The organism is Streptomyces sp. HUAS YS2, assembly GCF_033343995.1.
GTDB classification, from domain to species: Bacteria; Actinomycetota; Actinomycetes; order Streptomycetales; family Streptomycetaceae; genus Streptomyces; species Streptomyces solicathayae.
Genome location: NZ_CP137573.1, coordinates 6,441,114 through 6,459,151 on the forward strand (window position 1 = coordinate 6,441,114; position 18,038 = coordinate 6,459,151).

17 protein-coding genes are annotated in these 18,038 nt (G+C 69.4%); 13 read left to right on the forward strand and 4 right to left on the reverse strand.

Going from position 1 to position 18,038, the window contains the following annotated elements; all coding sequences use genetic code 11:
* Positions 1–65 precede the first annotated feature (65 nt).
* Entirely contained in the window at positions 66–1,649 is a 1,584-nt protein-coding gene (locus tag R2D22_RS29835; protein WP_318107850.1) for an ABC transporter substrate-binding protein, read from the forward strand.
* A 93-nt stretch (positions 1,650–1,742) separates the two neighbouring features.
* Here R2D22_RS29835 and R2D22_RS29840 read toward each other — a convergent pair whose 3' ends face one another.
* On the reverse strand, positions 1,743–2,414 hold the full coding sequence (locus R2D22_RS29840) for a response regulator transcription factor (protein ID WP_318107851.1): 672 nt from the start codon (positions 2,412–2,414) through the stop codon (positions 1,743–1,745).
* Between the two features lie 10 nt (positions 2,415–2,424).
* Positions 2,425–3,336 carry a RecB family exonuclease gene (locus R2D22_RS29845; RefSeq protein ID WP_318107852.1) on the reverse strand — a complete coding sequence of 304 codons (912 nt, stop codon included), beginning with the start codon at positions 3,334–3,336 and terminating at the stop codon, positions 2,425–2,427.
* A gap of 136 nt (positions 3,337–3,472) precedes the next feature.
* On the opposite strand from R2D22_RS29845, the gene R2D22_RS29850 reads away from it, so the two are divergent.
* The 3 genes from R2D22_RS29850 (at position 3,473) to R2D22_RS29860 (ending at position 6,419) form a co-directional block, all read left to right on the forward strand.
* Positions 3,473–4,720, forward strand: coding sequence for a site-2 protease family protein (locus R2D22_RS29850; RefSeq protein ID WP_318107854.1), 1,248 nt, complete (start codon positions 3,473–3,475; stop codon positions 4,718–4,720).
* An 18-nt stretch (positions 4,721–4,738) separates the two neighbouring features.
* Positions 4,739–5,626, forward strand: a complete 888-nt coding sequence (locus R2D22_RS29855) for a tRNA (adenine-N1)-methyltransferase (RefSeq protein ID WP_318107856.1) — start codon at positions 4,739–4,741, stop codon at positions 5,624–5,626.
* 226 nt (positions 5,627–5,852) lie between these two features.
* Positions 5,853–6,419 (forward strand): hypothetical protein, encoded by a 567-nt coding sequence (locus tag R2D22_RS29860; protein ID WP_318107857.1) that lies wholly within the window; start codon positions 5,853–5,855, stop codon positions 6,417–6,419.
* Between the two features lie 4 nt (positions 6,420–6,423).
* On the opposite strand, the gene R2D22_RS29865 is transcribed toward R2D22_RS29860, so the two are convergent.
* The gene (locus R2D22_RS29865) at positions 6,424–6,735 is read right to left on the reverse strand and encodes a ferredoxin (protein ID WP_318107858.1); all 312 of its coding nucleotides are present in this window, start codon (positions 6,733–6,735) and stop codon (positions 6,424–6,426) included.
* 255 nt (positions 6,736–6,990) lie between these two features.
* On the opposite strand from R2D22_RS29865, the gene arc reads away from it, so the two are divergent.
* From arc to prcA, 6 genes are all read left to right on the forward strand, one after another.
* Positions 6,991–8,757, forward strand: a complete 1,767-nt coding sequence (arc, locus tag R2D22_RS29870; protein ID WP_318107859.1) for a proteasome ATPase — start codon at positions 6,991–6,993, stop codon at positions 8,755–8,757.
* Between the two features lie 164 nt (positions 8,758–8,921).
* Complete coding sequence (gene dop, locus R2D22_RS29875) at positions 8,922–10,433, forward strand: depupylase/deamidase Dop (protein WP_318107860.1); 1,512 nt, start codon at positions 8,922–8,924, stop codon at positions 10,431–10,433.
* Positions 10,434–10,600: 167 nt separating this feature from the next.
* Entirely contained in the window at positions 10,601–10,813 is a 213-nt protein-coding gene (locus R2D22_RS29880) for a ubiquitin-like protein Pup (protein ID WP_318107861.1), read from the forward strand.
* Between the two features lie 24 nt (positions 10,814–10,837).
* Complete coding sequence (locus R2D22_RS29885) at positions 10,838–11,443, forward strand: endonuclease VII domain-containing protein (protein WP_318107862.1); 606 nt, start codon at positions 10,838–10,840, stop codon at positions 11,441–11,443.
* Positions 11,395–12,234 (forward strand): proteasome subunit beta, encoded by an 840-nt coding sequence (prcB, locus tag R2D22_RS29890; protein ID WP_318107864.1) that lies wholly within the window; start codon positions 11,395–11,397, stop codon positions 12,232–12,234. Before R2D22_RS29885 ends, prcB begins: the two co-directional genes overlap by 49 nt.
* 35 nt (positions 12,235–12,269) lie before the next feature.
* Positions 12,270–13,034, forward strand: coding sequence for a proteasome subunit alpha (gene prcA / locus R2D22_RS29895; protein ID WP_318107865.1), 765 nt, complete (start codon positions 12,270–12,272; stop codon positions 13,032–13,034).
* A gap of 86 nt (positions 13,035–13,120) precedes the next feature.
* On the opposite strand, the gene R2D22_RS29900 is transcribed toward prcA, so the two are convergent.
* Positions 13,121–14,140, reverse strand: a complete 1,020-nt coding sequence (locus R2D22_RS29900; RefSeq protein WP_318107867.1) for a LacI family DNA-binding transcriptional regulator — start codon at positions 14,138–14,140, stop codon at positions 13,121–13,123.
* A gap of 135 nt (positions 14,141–14,275) precedes the next feature.
* Here R2D22_RS29900 and R2D22_RS29905 point away from each other — a divergent pair, with 135 nt between their 5' ends.
* The 3 genes from R2D22_RS29905 (at position 14,276) to R2D22_RS29915 (ending at position 18,023) form a co-directional block, all read left to right on the forward strand.
* Positions 14,276–15,574, forward strand: a complete 1,299-nt coding sequence (locus R2D22_RS29905; protein ID WP_318107868.1) for an MFS transporter — start codon at positions 14,276–14,278, stop codon at positions 15,572–15,574.
* Between the two features lie 9 nt (positions 15,575–15,583).
* Complete coding sequence (pafA, locus tag R2D22_RS29910; RefSeq protein ID WP_137990376.1) at positions 15,584–16,945, forward strand: Pup--protein ligase; 1,362 nt, start codon at positions 15,584–15,586, stop codon at positions 16,943–16,945.
* 130 nt (positions 16,946–17,075) lie between these two features.
* The gene (locus R2D22_RS29915; RefSeq protein WP_318107870.1) at positions 17,076–18,023 is read left to right on the forward strand and encodes an FKBP-type peptidyl-prolyl cis-trans isomerase; all 948 of its coding nucleotides are present in this window, start codon (positions 17,076–17,078) and stop codon (positions 18,021–18,023) included.
* Positions 18,024–18,038: the final 15 nt, after the last annotated feature.

The window sequence follows — 18,038 nt, forward strand, 5'->3', positions numbered from 1 at the left end:
CCTGCGTTACCCGGCCGCGCGACCGCGCGCGGCCGGCCGGCAAGAGATCACGAAGGCAAGGTTCTGTGAAGCACAACAAGTGGCTGACCGCCCCGCTGGCGGCGGGCCTGTCCGCCGCCCTGCTCAGCGGCTGCGGCACGGAGACGGGCGGCGGCGTGGGCGGCGCGGGTGACACCGTCCGGGTCGGCATGTCGGACGAACTCCTGGCCACCGACCCCGCCGCCGGGTACGACCCCGGCTCCTGGCTGCTGTTCAACAACGTCTTCCAGTCCCTGCTCGCCTTCCCCAAGGGCGGCACGGAACCCGAGCCCGAGGCCGCCGACAAGTGCGCCTTCGAAGCCGGCAGCAAGGTCTACCGCTGCACCCTGCGCGACGGCCTGAAGTTCAGCAACGGCAACCCGCTGACCTCCGAGGACGTCAAGTTCTCCTTCGAGCGCGCCCTCAAGATCGACGACCCGTCCGGCCCCGGCCCGCTGCTGTCCACGATCGACAAGATCGAGACCCCCGACGAGAAGACCGTCGTCTTCACGCTCAAGGTCCCCGACGCGACCTTCCCCAGCAAGATCGCCTCCGGTGCCGGCTCGATCGTCGACCACCGCTCGTACGAGGCCGGCGCGCTGCGCACCGACGGCAAGGCCGTCGGCTCCGGCCCCTACAAGCTGGACTCCGTCAGCGAGACCGAGGCCGTCTTCTCCGTCAACCCCGACTACCGGGGCGGCGCCAAGACACAGAACAAGGGCGTCACCCTCAAGCTGTACCGCGGCGACCGCGAGGCCCTCTCCGAGGCCCTCACCAAGGGCGACGTCGACGTCGCCTACCGAGGCCTCGCCGCCGACGACATCGCCGCGCTCGAAACCTCCGCGACCAACGCCGACCAGGGCGTCGAGGTCGTCGAGGGCAGCAGCGCCGAGGTCCAGCACCTCGTCTTCAACCTGAAGGACCCGGTCGTCGGCAAGCTCGGCGTCCGCAAGGCCATCGCCTACCTCGTCGACCGCGAGGCCCTCGTCGAGGACGTGTACCGGTCCACGGCCACCCCGCTGTACTCGATCGTCCCGGCCGGTGTCGCGGGCCACAACACGGCCTTCTTCGACACCTACGGCGGCCGCCCCGACCCGGCCAAGGCCAAGGCCGCGCTCCGCTCCGCCGGCATCAGGAACAAGGTCGAGCTCACCCTCTGGTCCACGCCGAGCCGCTACGGCCCCGCCACCGACCAGGAGTTCCAGGCGATCGCCAAGCAGCTCAACGCCAGCGGCCTGTTCCAGGCGGACGTGAAGTCCGTCGAGATCGACCAGTACGAGAAGGACATCGAGGCCGGCAAGTACGGCGTCTACGTCAAGGGCTGGGTGCCCGACTACCCGGACCCGGACAACTTCACCAGCCCGTTCTTCGGCGAGGGCAACGTCCTCGGCAACAACTACAAGAACGCCCGCATCACCGGCGCGCTCATCCCGAAGACCTCCGCCGCCGCCGACCGCATGGCCACCGAGGCCGACTTCGCCGAACTCCAGGACCTGGTCGCCGAGGAACTCCCCATCCTCCCGCTCTGGCAGGGCAAGCAGTACGCCGTGGCCACCGAGAACATCACCGGTCTCGAGTGGACCCTGGACGCCTCCACCGTCTTCCGCTTCTGGGAGCTCAAGAAGACCTGACCCGCCCCGCGCCCACGAGGCGCGGCCGCGAACACCGACGGGCCCGGCGCATCCAGCGCCGGGCCCGTCCCCCGTCGTCACTCCACCAAGGGCCTACTGCGCCCCCGGACGCACCAGACCGCTCTCGTACGCGTACACCGCGGCCTGCACCCGGTCCCGCAGCCCCAGCTTCGTCAGCACGTGACCCACGTGCGTCTTCACCGTCGTCTCGCTGACGAACAGGTCCGCCGCGATCTCCGCGTTCGACAGCCCCCGCGCCACCAGCTTCAACACCTCGACCTCGCGCTCGGTCAACGTGTTCAGCGTGTCCGGCACCTGCTCCTCACCGGACGGCAGATGCCCCGCGTACTTGTCGAGGAGACGCCGCGTGATGCTCGGCGCCAGCATCGCCTCACCCGCCGCGACCACCCGGATCGCCTGCACCAGCTCGTTCGCCGGCGCGTCCTTCAGCAGGAACCCGCTCGCGCCCGCACGCAGCGCCTCCACCACGTACTCGTCCAGATCGAACGTCGTCAGCACCAGCACCTTCGCCGGACCGTCCCGGCCCGGGCCGGTGATCTGACGCGTGGCCTCCACCCCGTCCATCCGCGGCATCCGGATGTCCATCAGCACCACGTCCGGCTGCAACGCCCGGACCTGCTCCAGCGCCTGCAGGCCGTCCCCGGCCTCCCCGACCACCGCGAGATCCTGCTCCGCCTCCAGAATCATCCGGAAGCCGGTGCGCAGCAGCGGCTGGTCGTCGACCAGTAGGACGCGGATGGCCACGAGAACTCCTTTACGGGGCGGGCTGGACCGGGTCCATTCTGCCCTGACCGCCGACACCCGACTCCGCCGGGCGCGCGGAAACGATCTCCAGCGGATACACCGGGGGAGTCCCGCCGAACTCCGGACACACCGCCTGGTGATCACACCACCCGCACAGCTTCGTCGGCCGCGGCCGCCAGTCACCCGTCCGGGTGGCCAGCGAGATCGCCTCCCACAGCGCCAGCAGCTTCCGCTCCACCCGCAGCAGATCCGCCTCCACCGGGTCGTACGTCAGCACCTCGCCACTGCCCAGGTACACCAGCTGCAGCCGCCGCGGCACCACCCGCTTCAGCCGCCACACCACCAGCGCGTAGAACTTCATCTGGAACAGCGCGCCCTCGCTGTACTCCGGCCGCGGCGCCTTCCCCGTCTTGTAGTCGACGATCCGCACCTCGCCCGTCGGCGCAACGTCGACCCGGTCGATCACCCCGCGCAGCCGCAGCCCCGACTCCAGCTCCGTCTCCACGAACAGCTCGCGCTCCGCCGGCTCGAGACGCGTCGGATCCTCCAGCGTGAACCACCGCTCGACCAGCTGCTCCGCCTCACCCAGCCAGCGCGCCAGCCGCTCGCCCTCCGGATCCTCCGCGAACAGCTCCGCCAGCTCGGGCTTCGCCCCCAGCAGCCGGTCCCACTGCCCGGGGATCAGCGACTTCGCCCGCGGCGCCGTCCGTTCCACCGCCGGCGCGTCGAACAGCCGCTCGAGCACCGCGTGCACCAGCGTGCCCCGCGTCGCCGCCTCACTCGGCTTCTCCGGCAGCCGGTCGATCACCCGGAACCGGTACAGCAGCGGACACTGCATGAAATCGCTCGCCCGCGACGGCGACAACGACGAGGGCGACGAAGGCGGACGGGGCCCCGCCGGCGGCTGCTCGCTGGTACTCATGCCCCAGACCCTACGGCCCGCCACGGACACCGGCGGAATACCATCGACTCCACACCCCGTCACGCTGCATGATCGAAGAGTGCCGCGACGACGAGGCACCGCGCACGGCAGCGCGCACAGGCTGCGAAGGGAACCCGTGAACCAGGACGACGCCAGCGGCGAGAACGACCGGCCGCAGTCCGGCGCGACGGGACCGGGACCGGGCGACGGCAAGCCGCGGCGCACCGACGAACCCGGAGGCGGCATCCTCATGGGCCGCCCCTTCGGCGTGCCGGTGTACGTGGCTCCCAGCTGGTTCGTCGTCGCCGCCCTCATCACCTGGGTCTTCGGCGACCAGATCGACCGCGTCCTGCCCGAGCTCGGCGCCGCCCGCTACCTGGTCTCCCTCTTCTTCGCCGTCGCCTTCTACGCCTCGGTCCTCGTCCACGAGCTCGCCCACACCATCGCCGCGCTCCGCTTCAAACTCCCGGTACGCCGCATCCAGCTCCAGTTCTTCGGCGGCGTCTCCGAGATCGAGAAGGAGGCCGAGACCCCCGGACGCGAATTCGTCCTCGCCTTCGTCGGCCCGCTGCTCTCCCTCGTCCTGTCCGGCGTCTTCTACCTCGCGATGATCGCCGTCGAACCCGGCACCGTCCCCGGCGTCCTGCTCGCCGGGCTGATGATCTCCAACCTCATCGTCGCCGCGTTCAACCTGCTGCCCGGCCTGCCCCTCGACGGCGGCCGGATGCTCCGCGCCGTCGTATGGAAGCTCACCGGCAACGCCATGAGCGGCACCGTCGCCGCCGCCTGGATCGGCCGCGCCCTCGCCGTCGCCGTCCTCGTCGGCCTGCCCCTGCTCACCCGCACCGGCCTGCTCGGCAACTCCACCGACGACATCAGCGGCCTCAACACCCTCACCGACGCCCTGCTCGCCGCGATCCTCGCCGCGATCATCTGGACCGGCGCCGGCAACAGCCTGCGCATGGCCCGCCTGCGCGAGCACCTCCCCGAACTGCGCGCCCGCACCCTCACCCGCCGCGCCATCCCCGTCGAACCCGCCACCCCCCTCTCCGAGGCCCTGCGCCGCGCCAACGAAGCCGGCGCCCGCGCCCTCGTCGTCGTCGACGGCCAGGGCAACCCCACCGGACTCGTCCGAGAGACCTCCATCGCCGGCGTCCCGCAGCACCGCCGCCCCTGGGTCGCCGTGAGTGCCCTCACCCAGGAACTCACCGACGGCATGAAGGTCCCCGCCGAACTCACCGGACAACCCCTCCTCGACCACCTCCGCGCCAGCCCCGCCACCGAGTACCTCGTCGTCGAGGACACCGGCGAGATCTACGGCGTCCTGTCCACCGCCGACGTCGAGAAGGCCTTCGTCCGGGCCATGGCAAGACCCTCCTCCTGACCCCGGTACTCTGGTCACATGTCCGAACCGACCGGTGCCGCCCGCCGACGCGGGCCCTTCAAGGTCGGGGACCAGGTTCAGCTGACCGACCCCAAGGGCCGTCACTACACGTTCACGCTCGAAGAGGGAAAGAACTTCCACACCCACAAGGGTTCTTTCCCGCACGACGAACTGATCGGCGCCCCCGAGGGCAGCGTTGTCCGCACCACCGGAAACGTCGCCTACCTCGCGCTGCGCCCCCTGCTCCCCGACTACGTCCTGTCCATGCCCCGCGGCGCCGCCGTGGTCTACCCGAAGGACGCGGGGCAGATCCTGGCCTTCGCCGACATCTTCCCCGGCGCACGCGTCGTCGAAGCGGGCGTGGGCTCCGGATCGCTCAGCAGCTTCCTGCTCCGCGCCATCGGCGACAGCGGCATGCTGCACTCCTACGAGCGCCGTGAGGACTTCGCGGAGATCGCCAAGGGCAACGTCGAGCGCTACTTCGGCGGCCCGCACCCCGCCTGGCAGCTCACCGTCGGCGACCTCCAGGACAACCTGTCCGACACCGACGTCGACCGCGTCATCCTCGACATGCTCGCCCCGTGGGAGTGCCTGGAGGCCGTCTCCAAGGCCCTCGTCCCCGGCGGCATCCTCTGCTGCTACGTGGCGACCACGACCCAGCTCGCGCGCACCGTGGAGTCCATCCGCGAGTTCGGCTGCTACGCCGAGCCGCAGCCCTGGGAATCCATGATCCGCAACTGGCACGTCGAGGGCCTGGCCGTCCGCCCGGACCACCGGATGATCGGCCACACCGGCTTCCTCGTCACCGCCCGCCGCCTCGCGGACGGCGTCGAGCCGCCCATGCGCCGCCGCCGCCCCGCCAAGGGCGCCTACGGCGACGACTACGAAGGCCCCAACAAGGGCTGACGCCTCACCCCCGCCGAGGCCGCCGCCGCGGCCGGAGCTCCAACACCCACAACGTGACGGCGCGGCCGTCGAGTTCGCCGCCCCACGGCGGGAACTCGACGGCCGCGCCGCCACGTTCACCCAGGGGCGCCCGCGCACTCCGCGCACCCCGCCTGTTCCGCCCTCCTGTGACGTGTGGCACGATGCTGGCCACTCCCGCCGCACCACCCCACAGGAGACTCCTCGCGTGCAGCCCGCCGCCCTCCCGGACCTCGCGCACACCCACGCCCGCCCCGTGCACTGGCTCGCCACCGCCGCCGCGATGGCCGCCGTCGTCGCCGCGGCCGGACTGCTCCAGCCCGACGCCGCCACCGCCACCAGCGCGCGCGGACCCCAGGCGGCCCCGCAGCCCGCACCGGACGCGACGAAGGCCACGTACCCCCTGGAGTGCGGGGGAGGGCCCAGCAAGGTGGCCAGACAGACCACCGGAGACCTCGACGGCGACGGCAACCCCGAAACGGTCGCCGTCGCCCACTGCGACGCCGGATCGGGCACCCCGCCCAGCGGGATCTACGTCCTGACCCGCGGCAAGGACGGCGCCGCCCGCGTCGTCGCCACCCTCGTCGAGCCCGCCGGCCGGCAGAGCGTGCAGACGCTCGCCGTCCGTGACGGCGTCGTCACCGCCACGCTCCTCGGCTACTCGTCCGCCGACGTCCCCGGCTGCTGCCCCGACCTCAAGGAGAGCGCCGAATGGCGATGGGAGAGCGGCACGTTCGTCCGCACCTCCGCCGCCGCGGCAGCGCAGAGCGTCTGACGCGTCACTCGGCGTCGGGGCCGTACACCTCGACGCCGTCGGCGACCCGCCGCACATGGATGCAGTCGCCCGGGCACTCCTTCGCCGAGTCCACCACGTCCTGCAGGAGCGGCAACGGCACCGGGGTCGTCGCCCCCACGTCCTGAAGCAGCTCGTCGTCCGCACTCTTCACGTACGCCAGGCCGTCGATGTCCAGCTCGAAGACCTCCGGCGCGTACTGCGCACAGATCCCGTCCCCGGTGCACAGGTCCTGATCGATCCAGACCTCCAGCGCCTCTGCGGCCCCCGTGGACTGTGCCTCGTGCTGCACGGTCATATCTCCTGCCGTTTCCTGCGTCCGCTGAAGCATTCTGAAGTAAGTCGGGCCACCCCTGACGGGTGTTGACCACCGACGACGATACAACCGCCCGCTTTCCGATGTTTGATGGGTGGGTATTCCCCTGGCGTGAGGGGAAGCGCAAGGGTGAAGATCGGACACGCCCCGACAGTCTTTGTGATCTAGGGGTTTCAATCATCACCCACGCAGGTAGGGTCAGGAAGCGTCCAGCTCCCCTTGGAGGAGGTGAGGACCGTGGCAGCCCACGACGACGACATCAACCGCGGCATCCGGCCGGGGCGGGGGTCTGAAGACCCCGCCGGCCAGGTTGCCTATCTCGAGCAGGAAATCGCCGTCCTGCGCCGCAAGCTCGCCGACTCTCCGCGACACACGAGGATTCTCGAAGAGCGGATCGTCGAGCTGCAGACAAACCTGGCCGGCGTGTCCGCCCAGAACGAGCGACTCGCCAACACACTCCGTGAGGCCCGCGACCAGATCGTGGCCCTCAAGGAAGAAGTCGACCGGCTCGCACAGCCCCCGGCCGGCTTCGGGGTCTTCCTGCAGGCCAACGACGACGGCACCTGCGACATCTTCACCGGCGGCCGCAAGCTCCGGGTGAACGTCAGCCCCAGCGTCGAGCTCGACGAGCTCCGGCGCGGCCAGGAAGTCATGCTCAACGAGGCGCTCAACGTGGTCGAGGCCATGGAGTTCGAGCGCGCCGGGGACATCGTCACCCTCAAGGAGATCCTCGAGGACGGCGAGCGAGCCCTGGTCATCGGGCACACCGACGAGGAACGAGTGGTACGGCTCGCGGACACCCTGCTGGACGCCACCATCCGTCCCGGCGACGCCCTCCTGCTCGAACCCCGCTCCGGCTACGTCTACGAGGTCATCCCGAAGAGCGAGGTCGAAGAACTCGTCCTCGAAGAGGTCCCCGACGTCGACTACGACAAGATCGGCGGCCTCGGCGGCCAGATCGAGATGATCCGGGACGCCGTCGAGCTCCCCTACCTCTACCCCGACCTCTTCAAGGAGCACGAGCTCCGCCCGCCCAAGGGAATCCTCCTCTACGGGCCCCCCGGCTGCGGCAAGACGCTGATCGCGAAGGCCGTCGCCAACTCCCTTGCCAAGAAGGTCGCCGAAGTCACCGGCCAGCCCGCCGGAAAGTCGTACTTCCTCAACATCAAGGGCCCCGAACTCCTCAACAAGTACGTCGGCGAGACCGAGCGGCACATCCGCCTCGTCTTCCAGCGTGCCCGCGAGAAGGCGAGCGAAGGCACCCCCGTCATCGTCTTCTTCGACGAGATGGAATCCCTCTTCCGCACCCGCGGATCCGGAGTCAGCTCGGACGTCGAGAACACCATCGTCCCCCAGCTGCTCGCCGAGATCGACGGCGTGGAAGGCCTGGAGAACGTCATCGTCATCGGCGCCTCCAACCGCGAGGACATGATCGACCCCGCGATCCTGCGCCCCGGCCGGCTCGACGTGAAGATCAAGATCGAGCGTCCGGACGCCGAGGCCGCCAAGGACATCTTCGCCAAGTACCTCACCGCCTCCCTGCCCCTGCACGCCGACGACCTCACCGAACACGGCGGCTCGAAGGAAGCCGCCGCGAACGGAATGATCCAGTCGGTCGTGGAGCAGATGTACGCCGAATCCGAGGAAAACCGCTTCCTCGAAGTCACGTACGCCAACGGCGACAAGGAAGTCCTCTACTTCAAGGACTTCAACTCCGGAGCGATGATCCAGAACATCGTCGACCGGGCCAAGAAGATGGCCATCAAGGCCTTCCTCGACCACAACCAGAAGGGCCTCCGGGTCTCCCACCTCCTCCAGGCATGCGTGGACGAGTTCAAGGAGAACGAGGACCTCCCGAACACCACCAACCCCGACGACTGGGCCCGGATCTCCGGAAAGAAGGGCGAGCGGATCGTCTTCATCCGCACCCTCGTCACCGGAAAGCAGGGCGCGGACACCGGACGCTCCATCGACACGGTGGCCAACACCGGTCAGTACCTCTAGAACGCCGGCCGGCTGCGGATGTCCGGAGACGGACATCCGCAGCCGTCGCATTCCACCCCAGCAAAACACGAAACGATCTCCCCACCGGCGCGGAGTCGCTCTAGGCTCGTCGGTACTTGTTGCGCCGTTCCCGGACAGGAACGCCGCCGGGCAAGGAGGGCCGCATGACCGTACGGCGAGTAATGGGCATCGAGACGGAGTACGGGATCTCCGTCCCCGGACACCCCAACGCCAATGCCATGCTCACCTCGTCCCAGATCGTCAACGCCTACGCGGCGGCGATGCACCGGGCGCGCCGCGCCCGCTGGGATTTCGAGGAGGAGAACCCGCTGCGGGACGCCCGCGGCTTCGACCTCGCCCGCGAGGCCGCCGACTCCAGCCAGCTGACCGACGAGGACATCGGCCTCGCCAACGTGATCCTCACCAACGGAGCCCGGCTCTACGTGGACCACGCACACCCCGAATACAGCGCCCCCGAGGTCACCAACCCCCGGGACGCCGTGCTCTGGGACAAGGCCGGCGAACGGATCATGGCGGAGGCCGCCGAACGCGCCGCCCAGCTCCCCGGCGCCCAGCCGATCCACCTCTACAAGAACAACACCGACAACAAGGGCGCCTCCTACGGCACGCACGAGAACTACCTGATGAAACGGGAGACCCCGTTCTCGGACATCGTGCGCCACCTGACCCCGTTCTTCGTCTCCCGCCAGGTCGTCACCGGCGCCGGCCGCGTCGGCATCGGCCAGGACGGGCGCGAGAACGGCTTCCAGATCAGCCAGCGCGCGGACTACTTCGAGGTCGAGGTCGGCCTCGAGACCACCCTGAAGCGCCCCATCATCAACACCCGGGACGAACCGCACGCCGACGCCGAGAAGTACCGCCGGCTGCACGTGATCATCGGCGACGCGAACCTCTCGGAGATCTCCACCTACCTCAAGCTCGGCACGACCGCCCTGGTCCTGTCGATGATCGAGGACTCCTTCATCAACGTCGACCTGGCCGTGGACCAGCCCGTCCGCACGCTCCACCAGGTCTCCCACGACCCGAGCCTCCAGCACCTGATCACGCTCCGCAGCGGCCGGACACTCACCGCGGTCCAGCTCCAGATGGAGTACTTCGAGCTGGCCAGGAAGTACGTCGAGGAGCGCTACGGAGCCGACGCCGATGAGCAGACCAAGGACGTCCTGGTCCGCTGGGAGGACACGCTCAACCGGCTGGAGAACGACCCCATGAGCCTGGCCGGCGAGCTGGACTGGATCGCCAAGCGCGAGCTCATGGAGGGCTACCGCCGGCGTGACGGCCTCGACTGGGACGCCGCCCGGCTGCACCTCGTCGACCTCCAGTACGCCGACGTACGCCCCGAGAAGGGCCTGTACAACCGTCTGGTGGCCCGCGGGCGCATGAAGCGGCTCCTGACCGAGGACGCGGTCGAGAGGGCCGAGGCGAAGCCTCCGGAGGACACCAGGGCGTACTTCCGCGGCCGCTGCCTGGAGCAGTACGCGGACGACGTCGCCGCGGCCTCCTGGGACTCGGTGATCTTCGACCTGCCCGGCCGTGACTCGCTCCAGCGAGTCCCGACCCTGGAACCCCTCCGGGGTACCAGGAACCACGTCAAGGAACTCCTGGACCGGTGCCGCACTGCGGAGGAACTGGTCCGCGTCCTCTCCGGAAACTGAGCAGGGCCTGAGCACGGCTGAAAGCTCCCCGAAAAGGGAATCATGGAAGTGACCCCCGGAAGCTGCGCGAGACGTCGCACGAACCGGGGGCCGATGTCGGACCCGGCTTGTAGGGTCTGATCTTGAGAGTCTCAACCGAGCGGGCCGATTCGAGCGGGGTGAGGGAAATGGCGACCAAGGACACCGGCGGCGGACAGCAGAAGGCGACGCGTTCCACCGAGGAAGTCGAGGAGACCACCACGGAGGAGAGCTCCGACCTCAAGGAACGCCAGGAGAAGCTGAGCGACGACGTCGACTCGGTACTGGACGAAATCGATGATGTGCTCGAGGAGAACGCCGAGGATTTCGTGCGGTCCTTCGTTCAGAAAGGTGGGGAGTGATTTCACCTTAGATTCGAAGGTGAAATGACCGAGGAGGGGGCGTTGTCGGAAGCCGTCAAGCGGTGCAGTCGGTGTGGCGAGACGAAGCCGCGTGAGGCTTTCGCCAGTAACAAGGCCGTGCAGGACGGCCTGCAGTGTTACTGCAGGCCGTGCGCAGCCGAATATCACCAGCAGAGGCAGATCGCCAAGGGAAAGAACGTGCGGCCGAGGGTGGAAGTGCCTGCCGGGCACAAATACTGTCGGCGGTGCGGCGAGACCAAGCCCCATTCCGAGTGGGACCGCAACAGGACCGCATCGGATGGCTTGTCGACGCGATGCAAGGCGTGCCGGGCGATCGAAGGGCGGGCTAACCACCTTAAGCGGGCGTACGGCATCACCGAGGCCGAGCGCGACGAGATGATCAAGGAGCAGATGGGCATCTGCTCGATCTGTCTGGCTGCGCCCGCCGTGCATGTGGATCATTGTCACGAGACGGGTAGGGTCCGTGGCGTACTGTGCTTCAACTGCAATTCGGCCATCGGCAAGTTGGGAGACGATCCCGACACCCTTCGTCGGGCCATCTCATATCTGGAGGGACACGCGTGGAAGCCAACACTCGTAGCACCGGGCGTCTACCAGCTGCCTTCCTGACGCCGGGCTCGTCCTCGTTCATGGACTTCCTGTCCGCGCACTCGCCGGACCTGCTCCCGGGGAACCGGAAGCTGCCCGACGGGATCGTCGAGGCGCCGCACGGCACGACCATCGTCGCGACCACCTTCCCCGGCGGCGTGGTGCTCGCCGGTGACCGGCGGGCGACGATGGGGAACATGATCGCGCAGCGCGACATCGAGAAGGTCTTCCCGGCCGACGAGTACTCGGCCGTGGGCATCGCCGGCACCGCCGGCCTCGCCGTGGAGATGGTGAAGCTCTTCCAGCTGGAGCTGGAGCACTTCGAGAAGGTCGAAGGCGCCCAGCTCTCCCTGGAGGGCAAGGCCAACCGGCTCTCCACGATGATCCGGAGCAACCTCGGCATGGCCATGCAGGGCCTGGCCGTGGTGCCTCTGTTCGCGGGCTACGACCTGGACCGCGAGCGGGGCCGGATCTTCTCGTACGACGTCACCGGCGGCCGCTCCGAGGAGCACGGCTACGCGGCCACCGGTTCCGGTTCCCTGTTCGCGCGGGGTTCCATGAAGAAGCTCTACCGCGACGATCTGACGGAGCAGCAGGCGACGACCCTGGTCGTGCAGGCGCTGTACGACGCGGCGGACGACGACTCGGCGACCGGTGGTCCGGATGTGGCCCGCCGGATCTATCCGATCGTCACCGTGATCACCGAGGACGGCTTCCGCCGGGTCTCCGACACCGAGTCGTCGGAGATCGCGCGCTCGATCCTGGAGCGCCGTCTCGAACAGCCCGACGGCCCGCGCGCGGCCCTGCTCTGACTCCTTCGCCACTGACAGAAAGGGACGGGTAGCCGGTGTCGACTCCGTTCTACGTCTCTCCCCAGCAGGCCATGGCCGACCGGGCGGAGTACGCCCGCAAGGGCATCGCCCGCGGCCGCAGCCTGGTCGTCCTCCAGTACACCGACGGCATCGTGTTCGTCGGTGAGAATCCGTCCCGTGCGCTGCACAAGTTCAGCGAGATCTACGACCGGATCGGCTTCGCGGCCGCCGGCAAGTACAACGAGTACGAGAACCTGCGGATCGGCGGGGTGCGCTACGCCGATCTGCGGGGTTACACCTACGACCGCGACGACGTGACCGCGCGGGGTCTGGCGAACGTGTACGCGCAGACGCTGGGCACGATCTTCTCGAGCGCGGGCGAGAAGCCGTACGAGGTGGAGTTGGTCGTCGCCGAGGTCGGTGAGGCTCCCGACGGGGACCAGATCTACCGGCTGCCGCACGACGGTTCGATCGTGGACGAGCACGGCTCGGTCGCGGTCGGCGGCAACGCGGAGCAGATCAGCAGCTTCCTGGACCAGCGGCACCGGGACGGCATGTCGCTGGCGGAGGCGCTGAAGCTGGCGGTGCAGGCGCTGTCGCGGGACACCAACGGCAGTGAGCGGGAGATCCCCGCGGAGCGGCTGGAGGTGGCGGTCCTCGACCGTACGCGTCCGCAGCAGCGGAAGTTCAAGCGGATCGTCGGGCGGCAGTTGTCGCGTCTGCTGGAGGCGGACGACGCGGCGGTGACGAAGACGGACGATCCGTCGGACGACATTCCCGAGGGTGACTCCGAGGAGTAGTCCCCGGGTACGGCATGACGCGACGGGCCCTGCCCTTCCGCTGCGGCGGAGGGGCAGGGCCCGTCGGCGTCCGCGCGCGGTGGGGCTCAGGAGGCCGGGGGAGGGCCGGAGGAGGCGCGGCGGACGAGGGTGACGGGGATGTCTCCGGGGGCGGGTTGTTCGCCGGTGAGGACGGCGAGGAGCGCCGCCATGCCTTGTTCGCCGATGCGCTCGGCGGGCAGTCGGACGGTGGTCAGCTCGGGTTCGACGGCGGTGGCGAGGGCGAGGTCGTCGAAGCCGGTGACGGAGACGTCTTCGGGGACGCGCAGTCCCAGGCGTCGTGCGGCTTTGCAGGCGCCGGCGGCGAGGATGTCGTCGTCGCAGATGATGGCGGTGGGGCGGGGGCCGGGTGCGGTGAGGGCCTGTTCGGTGGCGGCTCGGGCGCCGGCGACGTCGAGCGGGGCGCGGACGGTGCGGACGTCGGCGTCGCGCAGGGTGTCGGCGAGGGCGGCGGCGCGGACGTCGAAGGTCCAGGAGGGCACGGCGGAGGCGAGGTGGAGGAACCGCCGGTGGCCGAGGGCGAGGAGATGGTCCGTCACCTGCCGCATGCCGTCGGCGATGTCGAGGTTGACCCGGGCGGCGATGTCGGTGTCGGCGGGGTCGCTGTCGAGCATGACGAGGGGGAGGTCGGTGCCGCGGAAGGCGGTGAGGGCGTCGGAGGCCATGGAGGAGGCGATGACGCCGTCGAGTGCGGCGCGGGCGGAGGCGAAGGGGTCTTTGGCGGGGCCGACGCCTTCGGGGGAGGGGTAGAGGACGACGCCGAAGCCGTGGCGGGCGGCGACGGTCGCGGCGCCGGTGTAGACGCGGGCGAAGAATTCGTTGGTGAGTGCGGGGACGACGAGGAGCGCGGTGCGGGTGTGGCCGAGGCGCAGGTTGCGGGCCGCGAGGTTGGGTCGGTAGCCGAGTTCGGCGGCGGCGTCGCGGACGAGTCCTGCGGTGCGCTCGGAGACGCGTCCGCGCCATTTGTCGCCGAGGACGAGGGAGACCGTGGCCTGGGAGACTCCGGCGGCCCGTGCGACGTCGCGGCTGGTGGGCCGGTGTGCGCCGGGGGTGTCCGAGGTCTGCACGCGTGCCTCCGCTGTGGCCGGTCCCGGGGTGTGGGGTGGTGCGCGGGGTGGACCCGCGTACGGGGGACATGATACGTATGACCCACGACGTTATACGTAAAACCTCGGGGGACGCCCGGGAAACAGGAGGCAGCAATGGCCACGGAGGCCGGCCGCGGCAGCGGCTATCTCGACATCCTCCGGGCGCCCCACGCGGCCCGGCTGCTCGCCGGCACCCTCGTCGGGAGGCTGCCGAACGGCACCGGGCCGGTCGCGATCGTGCTGTTCGCCCGGTCCGAGGGCGGCAGCTACAGCCTCGCGGGCGGTCTCGCGGCGGCGTACGGCCTGGCCAACGCCGTCGGCCAACCGCTCCTGGGGCGGCTGGTGGACCTCAAGGGGCAGCCACGGGTCCAGCTCCCGGCCGCGGTCGTCTCCGCCCTGGGCATGGTCCTGCTCGCCGTCGTGGGCATCGCCCCGCTCCCGCCGGCCTACGCGGCGGTGGTCGTCGCCGGCCTGTTCACGCCGCCGCTGGAGGGCGGGCTGCGGGCCCTGTGGCCGAGCGTGCTGGGCAGCGAGGACCGGGTGCACCGGGCGTACGCCCTGGACGCGGTCGCCCAGGAGGTCATGTTCACGGTCGGTCCGCTCCTGGTGACCCTGCTGGTGGCGCTGCAGTCGCCCGCCGCCGCACTGGTGGTCGTCAACGTGCTCGGTGTGCTCGGCGCGCTCTCGGTGGTGGTGTCGAAGCCGTCCAGGGACTGGCGTTCCGCCCCGCGCGAGGCCCACTGGCTGGGTGCGCTGCGCTCGCCGGGTCTGCTGGCGCTGCTGGGCTCGTTCCTGTTCGTCGGCATCGCGCTGGGGTCCATCACGGTCGCCGGGGTGGCGTACGCGGACGACCACGGCGACTCGTCGGTGTACGGCTGGCTGATGGCGGCGCTGGGTCTGGGCGCGCTGATCGGCGGGGTGTTCTACGGCGCGCGGCAGTGGGCGGGCGCCCCCGAGCGGCGGCTGCGGGTGATCGTGGCGCTGCTCGCGCTCGGCTACCTGCCGCTGATCCTCACTCCGGGTGTCGTGGCGATGACGGTCCTGTCGGGTGTGGCGGGTGTCTTCCTGGCGCCGGCGCTCGCCTGCGGGTTCATCGTGGTGGATCGGCACGCGCCGCGGGGCACGGTCACCGAGGCCTTCTCGTGGCTGGTGACCACGTTCGGCGTGGGCGCGGCGCTGGGCACGGCGGTCGCCGGCCCGGCGGTCGAACTGTCGGGGACGTCCGCGAGCTTCGCGGTGGCGGCGGCCGGCGGGTTCGCCGCGCTGCTCGTTCTGCTGGCCACCACACGGGTGCTGGCGGTGCCGGGACGTTCGGTGCGACACGCCGGACACGCCGACAACTCCGCGTACTCATCGGAAAATGATCGGAACGCGGCTGTCGAACCCGGTTTCAGCTCAGGCCATCGGGCGTAATGTTCAGTCATGGACCGCCGCATTTTCGGGCTGGAGAACGAGTACGGCGTCACGTGCACGTTCAGGGGACAGCGCCGACTGTCTCCTGACGAAGTGGCGCGCTACCTCTTCCGCCGTGTCGTGTCATGGGGCCGCAGCAGCAATGTCTTCCTGCGGAACGGCGCCCGCCTGTACCTGGACGTGGGTTCGCATCCGGAATACGCAACGCCCGAATGTGACAACGTGACCGAGCTGGTCACGCACGACAAGGCCGGGGAGCGCATTCTCGAGGGCCTGCTCGTCGACGCAGAACGCCGCCTGCACGAGGAGGGAATCGCGGGCGACGTCTATCTCTTCAAGAACAACACCGATTCGGCGGGAAACTCGTACGGCTGCCACGAGAACTATCTCGTGGCCCGGCACGGCGAGTTCTCCCGGCTCGCGGACATCCTCATTCCCTTCCTGGTGACCCGTCAGCTGATCTGTGGCGCGGGCAAGGTGCTGCAGACGCCTCGGGGCGCCGTGTACTGCGTGTCCCAGCGTGCCGAGCACATCTGGGAGGGCGTCAGTTCCGCGACCACCCGGTCGCGGCCCATCATCAACACGCGTGACGAACCGCACGCGGACGCGGAGCGCTACCGCCGGCTCCATGTCATCGTCGGCGACTCGAACATGTCCGAGACCACGATGCTGCTGAAGGTCGGCGCGACCGACCTGGTGCTGCGCATGATCGAGGCGGGCACGGTGATGCGTGACCTGACCCTGGAGAACCCGATCCGGGCGATCCGCGAGGTCAGCCACGACATCACGGGGCAGCGCAAGGTGCGGCTCGCCAGCGGCCGGGAGGCGTCCGCGCTCGAGGTCCAGCGCGAGTACTACGAGAAGGCCGCGGACTTCGTCGACCGCCGGGGCATCCGTACCGGCACGGTCGCGCAGGTCCTGGAGCTGTGGGGCCGCACGCTGGACGCGATCGAGGCCGAGGACCTGGACCGGATCGGCACCGAGATCGACTGGGTGATGAAGTACAAGCTCATCGAGCGGTACCGGGCCAAGAACAACATGACGATGTCGCATCCGCGGGTCGCGCAGATAGACCTCGCGTACCACGACATCCACCGCCGCAGAGGGCTCTACTACCTGCTGGAGAGGAAGGGGCAGGCGGCCCGGATCTGCAACGACCTGAAGATCTTCGAGGGCAAGTCGGTGCCCCCGCAGACCACTCGGGCCCGGCTGCGCGGCGACTTCATCCGCCGTGCCCAGGAGCAGCGCCGGGACTTCACGGTGGACTGGGTGCACCTGAAGCTGAACGATCAGGCGCAGCGCACCGTGCTGTGCAAGGACCCGTTCCGTTCCGTCGACGACAGGGTCGAAAAGCTGATCGCCGGAATGTAGGACCGCGCTTGGGCGTGACGGTCCGGGCCCCGTACGTTTTCGTACGGGGCCCTCGGCACACCACCAGGCACACAGGGGCACCCCCTAGAGTGTCGGGCAACTACTGTGCCGTCTGAGATCTGAGGAACACGTGCGCCGACTTGCCGGCCTACTCGTCGTCCCGCTGCTGCTGCTCTCGACAGCGGCGTGCGGCAGCGACGACAAGGGCTCCGATTCCGCCTCGATGAAGAACGGGCTGCCCGCCATCACCGCGGGCGAGAAGTTCGGGGAGAAGCCGACTCTCGCCAAGGGCGAGGGGGACCCGCCCAAGGACCTCAAGGTCAACGTGATCAGCGAGGGCAAGGGCCCGGTCACGAAGAAGGGCGACGCGATCCAGGTCAACTACCTGGGCCAGGCGTGGGACTCGGACAAGCCCTTCGACAACAGCTTCGACCGTGGCCAGCCGTTCGACGTGACGCTCGGCGCCGGTCAGGTCATCAAGGGCTGGGACCAGGGCCTGGAGGGCCAGAAGGTCGGCAGCCGGGTCGAGATCGGCATTCCGCCGGAGCTCGGCTACGGGGCGCAGGGTTCGCCGCCGAGCATCAAGCCGAACGCCACCCTCGTCTTCGTCGTGGACATCCTGAAGGCCACGACGATCCCGAAGTCCGCCACGGGCACCGTGGTCGCGCAGGACGACAAGGACCTGCCGAAGGTCGGCACGAACACCGACGGCAAGGCCCCCACGGTCGTCGTCCCCAAGGCCGACCCGCCGACCAAGCTCGTCTCGAACTACGTGATCGAGGGCAAGGGCGCCGCCGTGACGGCGAACGACACCGTCGTCGTGAACTACGTGGCGCTGACCTGGGCGCCGCCGCCCGGGAAGAAGTTCGACTCCACGTACGACCTGGGCAAGACCGCGAACTTCCCGCTCCCGCAGCTGACGCTGAAGGGCCTGAAGGACGGCATCGTCGGCAAGAAGGTCGGCAGCCGGGTCCTGATCGTCGCGCCGCCGTCGATGGCGTTCGGTGCCGAGGAGAAGCAGGGCATCCCGAAGAACTCGACCCTCGTCTTCGCCTTGGACATCCTGGCGAAGATGTAAGACTGTCCCGGTTGC

What these genes read in the sequence shown, in the direction of transcription:
- R2D22_RS29865 (WP_318107858.1), bottom strand. Translation starts at nt 6,735, where the DNA reads ATGACCGTGCAGCACGAGGCACAGTCCACGGGGGCCGCAGAGGCGCTG.
- R2D22_RS29885 (WP_318107862.1), top strand. Translation starts at nt 10,838, where the DNA reads ATGACCGAGGAGGGGGCGTTGTCGGAAGCCGTCAAGCGGTGCAGTCGG.
- R2D22_RS29845 (WP_318107852.1), bottom strand. Translation starts at nt 3,336, where the DNA reads ATGAGTACCAGCGAGCAGCCGCCGGCGGGGCCCCGTCCGCCTTCGTCG.
- R2D22_RS29855 (WP_318107856.1), top strand. Translation starts at nt 4,739, where the DNA reads ATGTCCGAACCGACCGGTGCCGCCCGCCGACGCGGGCCCTTCAAGGTC.
- dop (WP_318107860.1), top strand. Translation starts at nt 8,922, where the DNA reads ATGACCGTACGGCGAGTAATGGGCATCGAGACGGAGTACGGGATCTCC.
- R2D22_RS29905 (WP_318107868.1), top strand. Translation starts at nt 14,276, where the DNA reads ATGGCCACGGAGGCCGGCCGCGGCAGCGGCTATCTCGACATCCTCCGG.
- R2D22_RS29880 (WP_318107861.1), top strand. Translation starts at nt 10,601, where the DNA reads ATGGCGACCAAGGACACCGGCGGCGGACAGCAGAAGGCGACGCGTTCC.
- pafA (WP_137990376.1), top strand. Translation starts at nt 15,584, where the DNA reads ATGGACCGCCGCATTTTCGGGCTGGAGAACGAGTACGGCGTCACGTGC.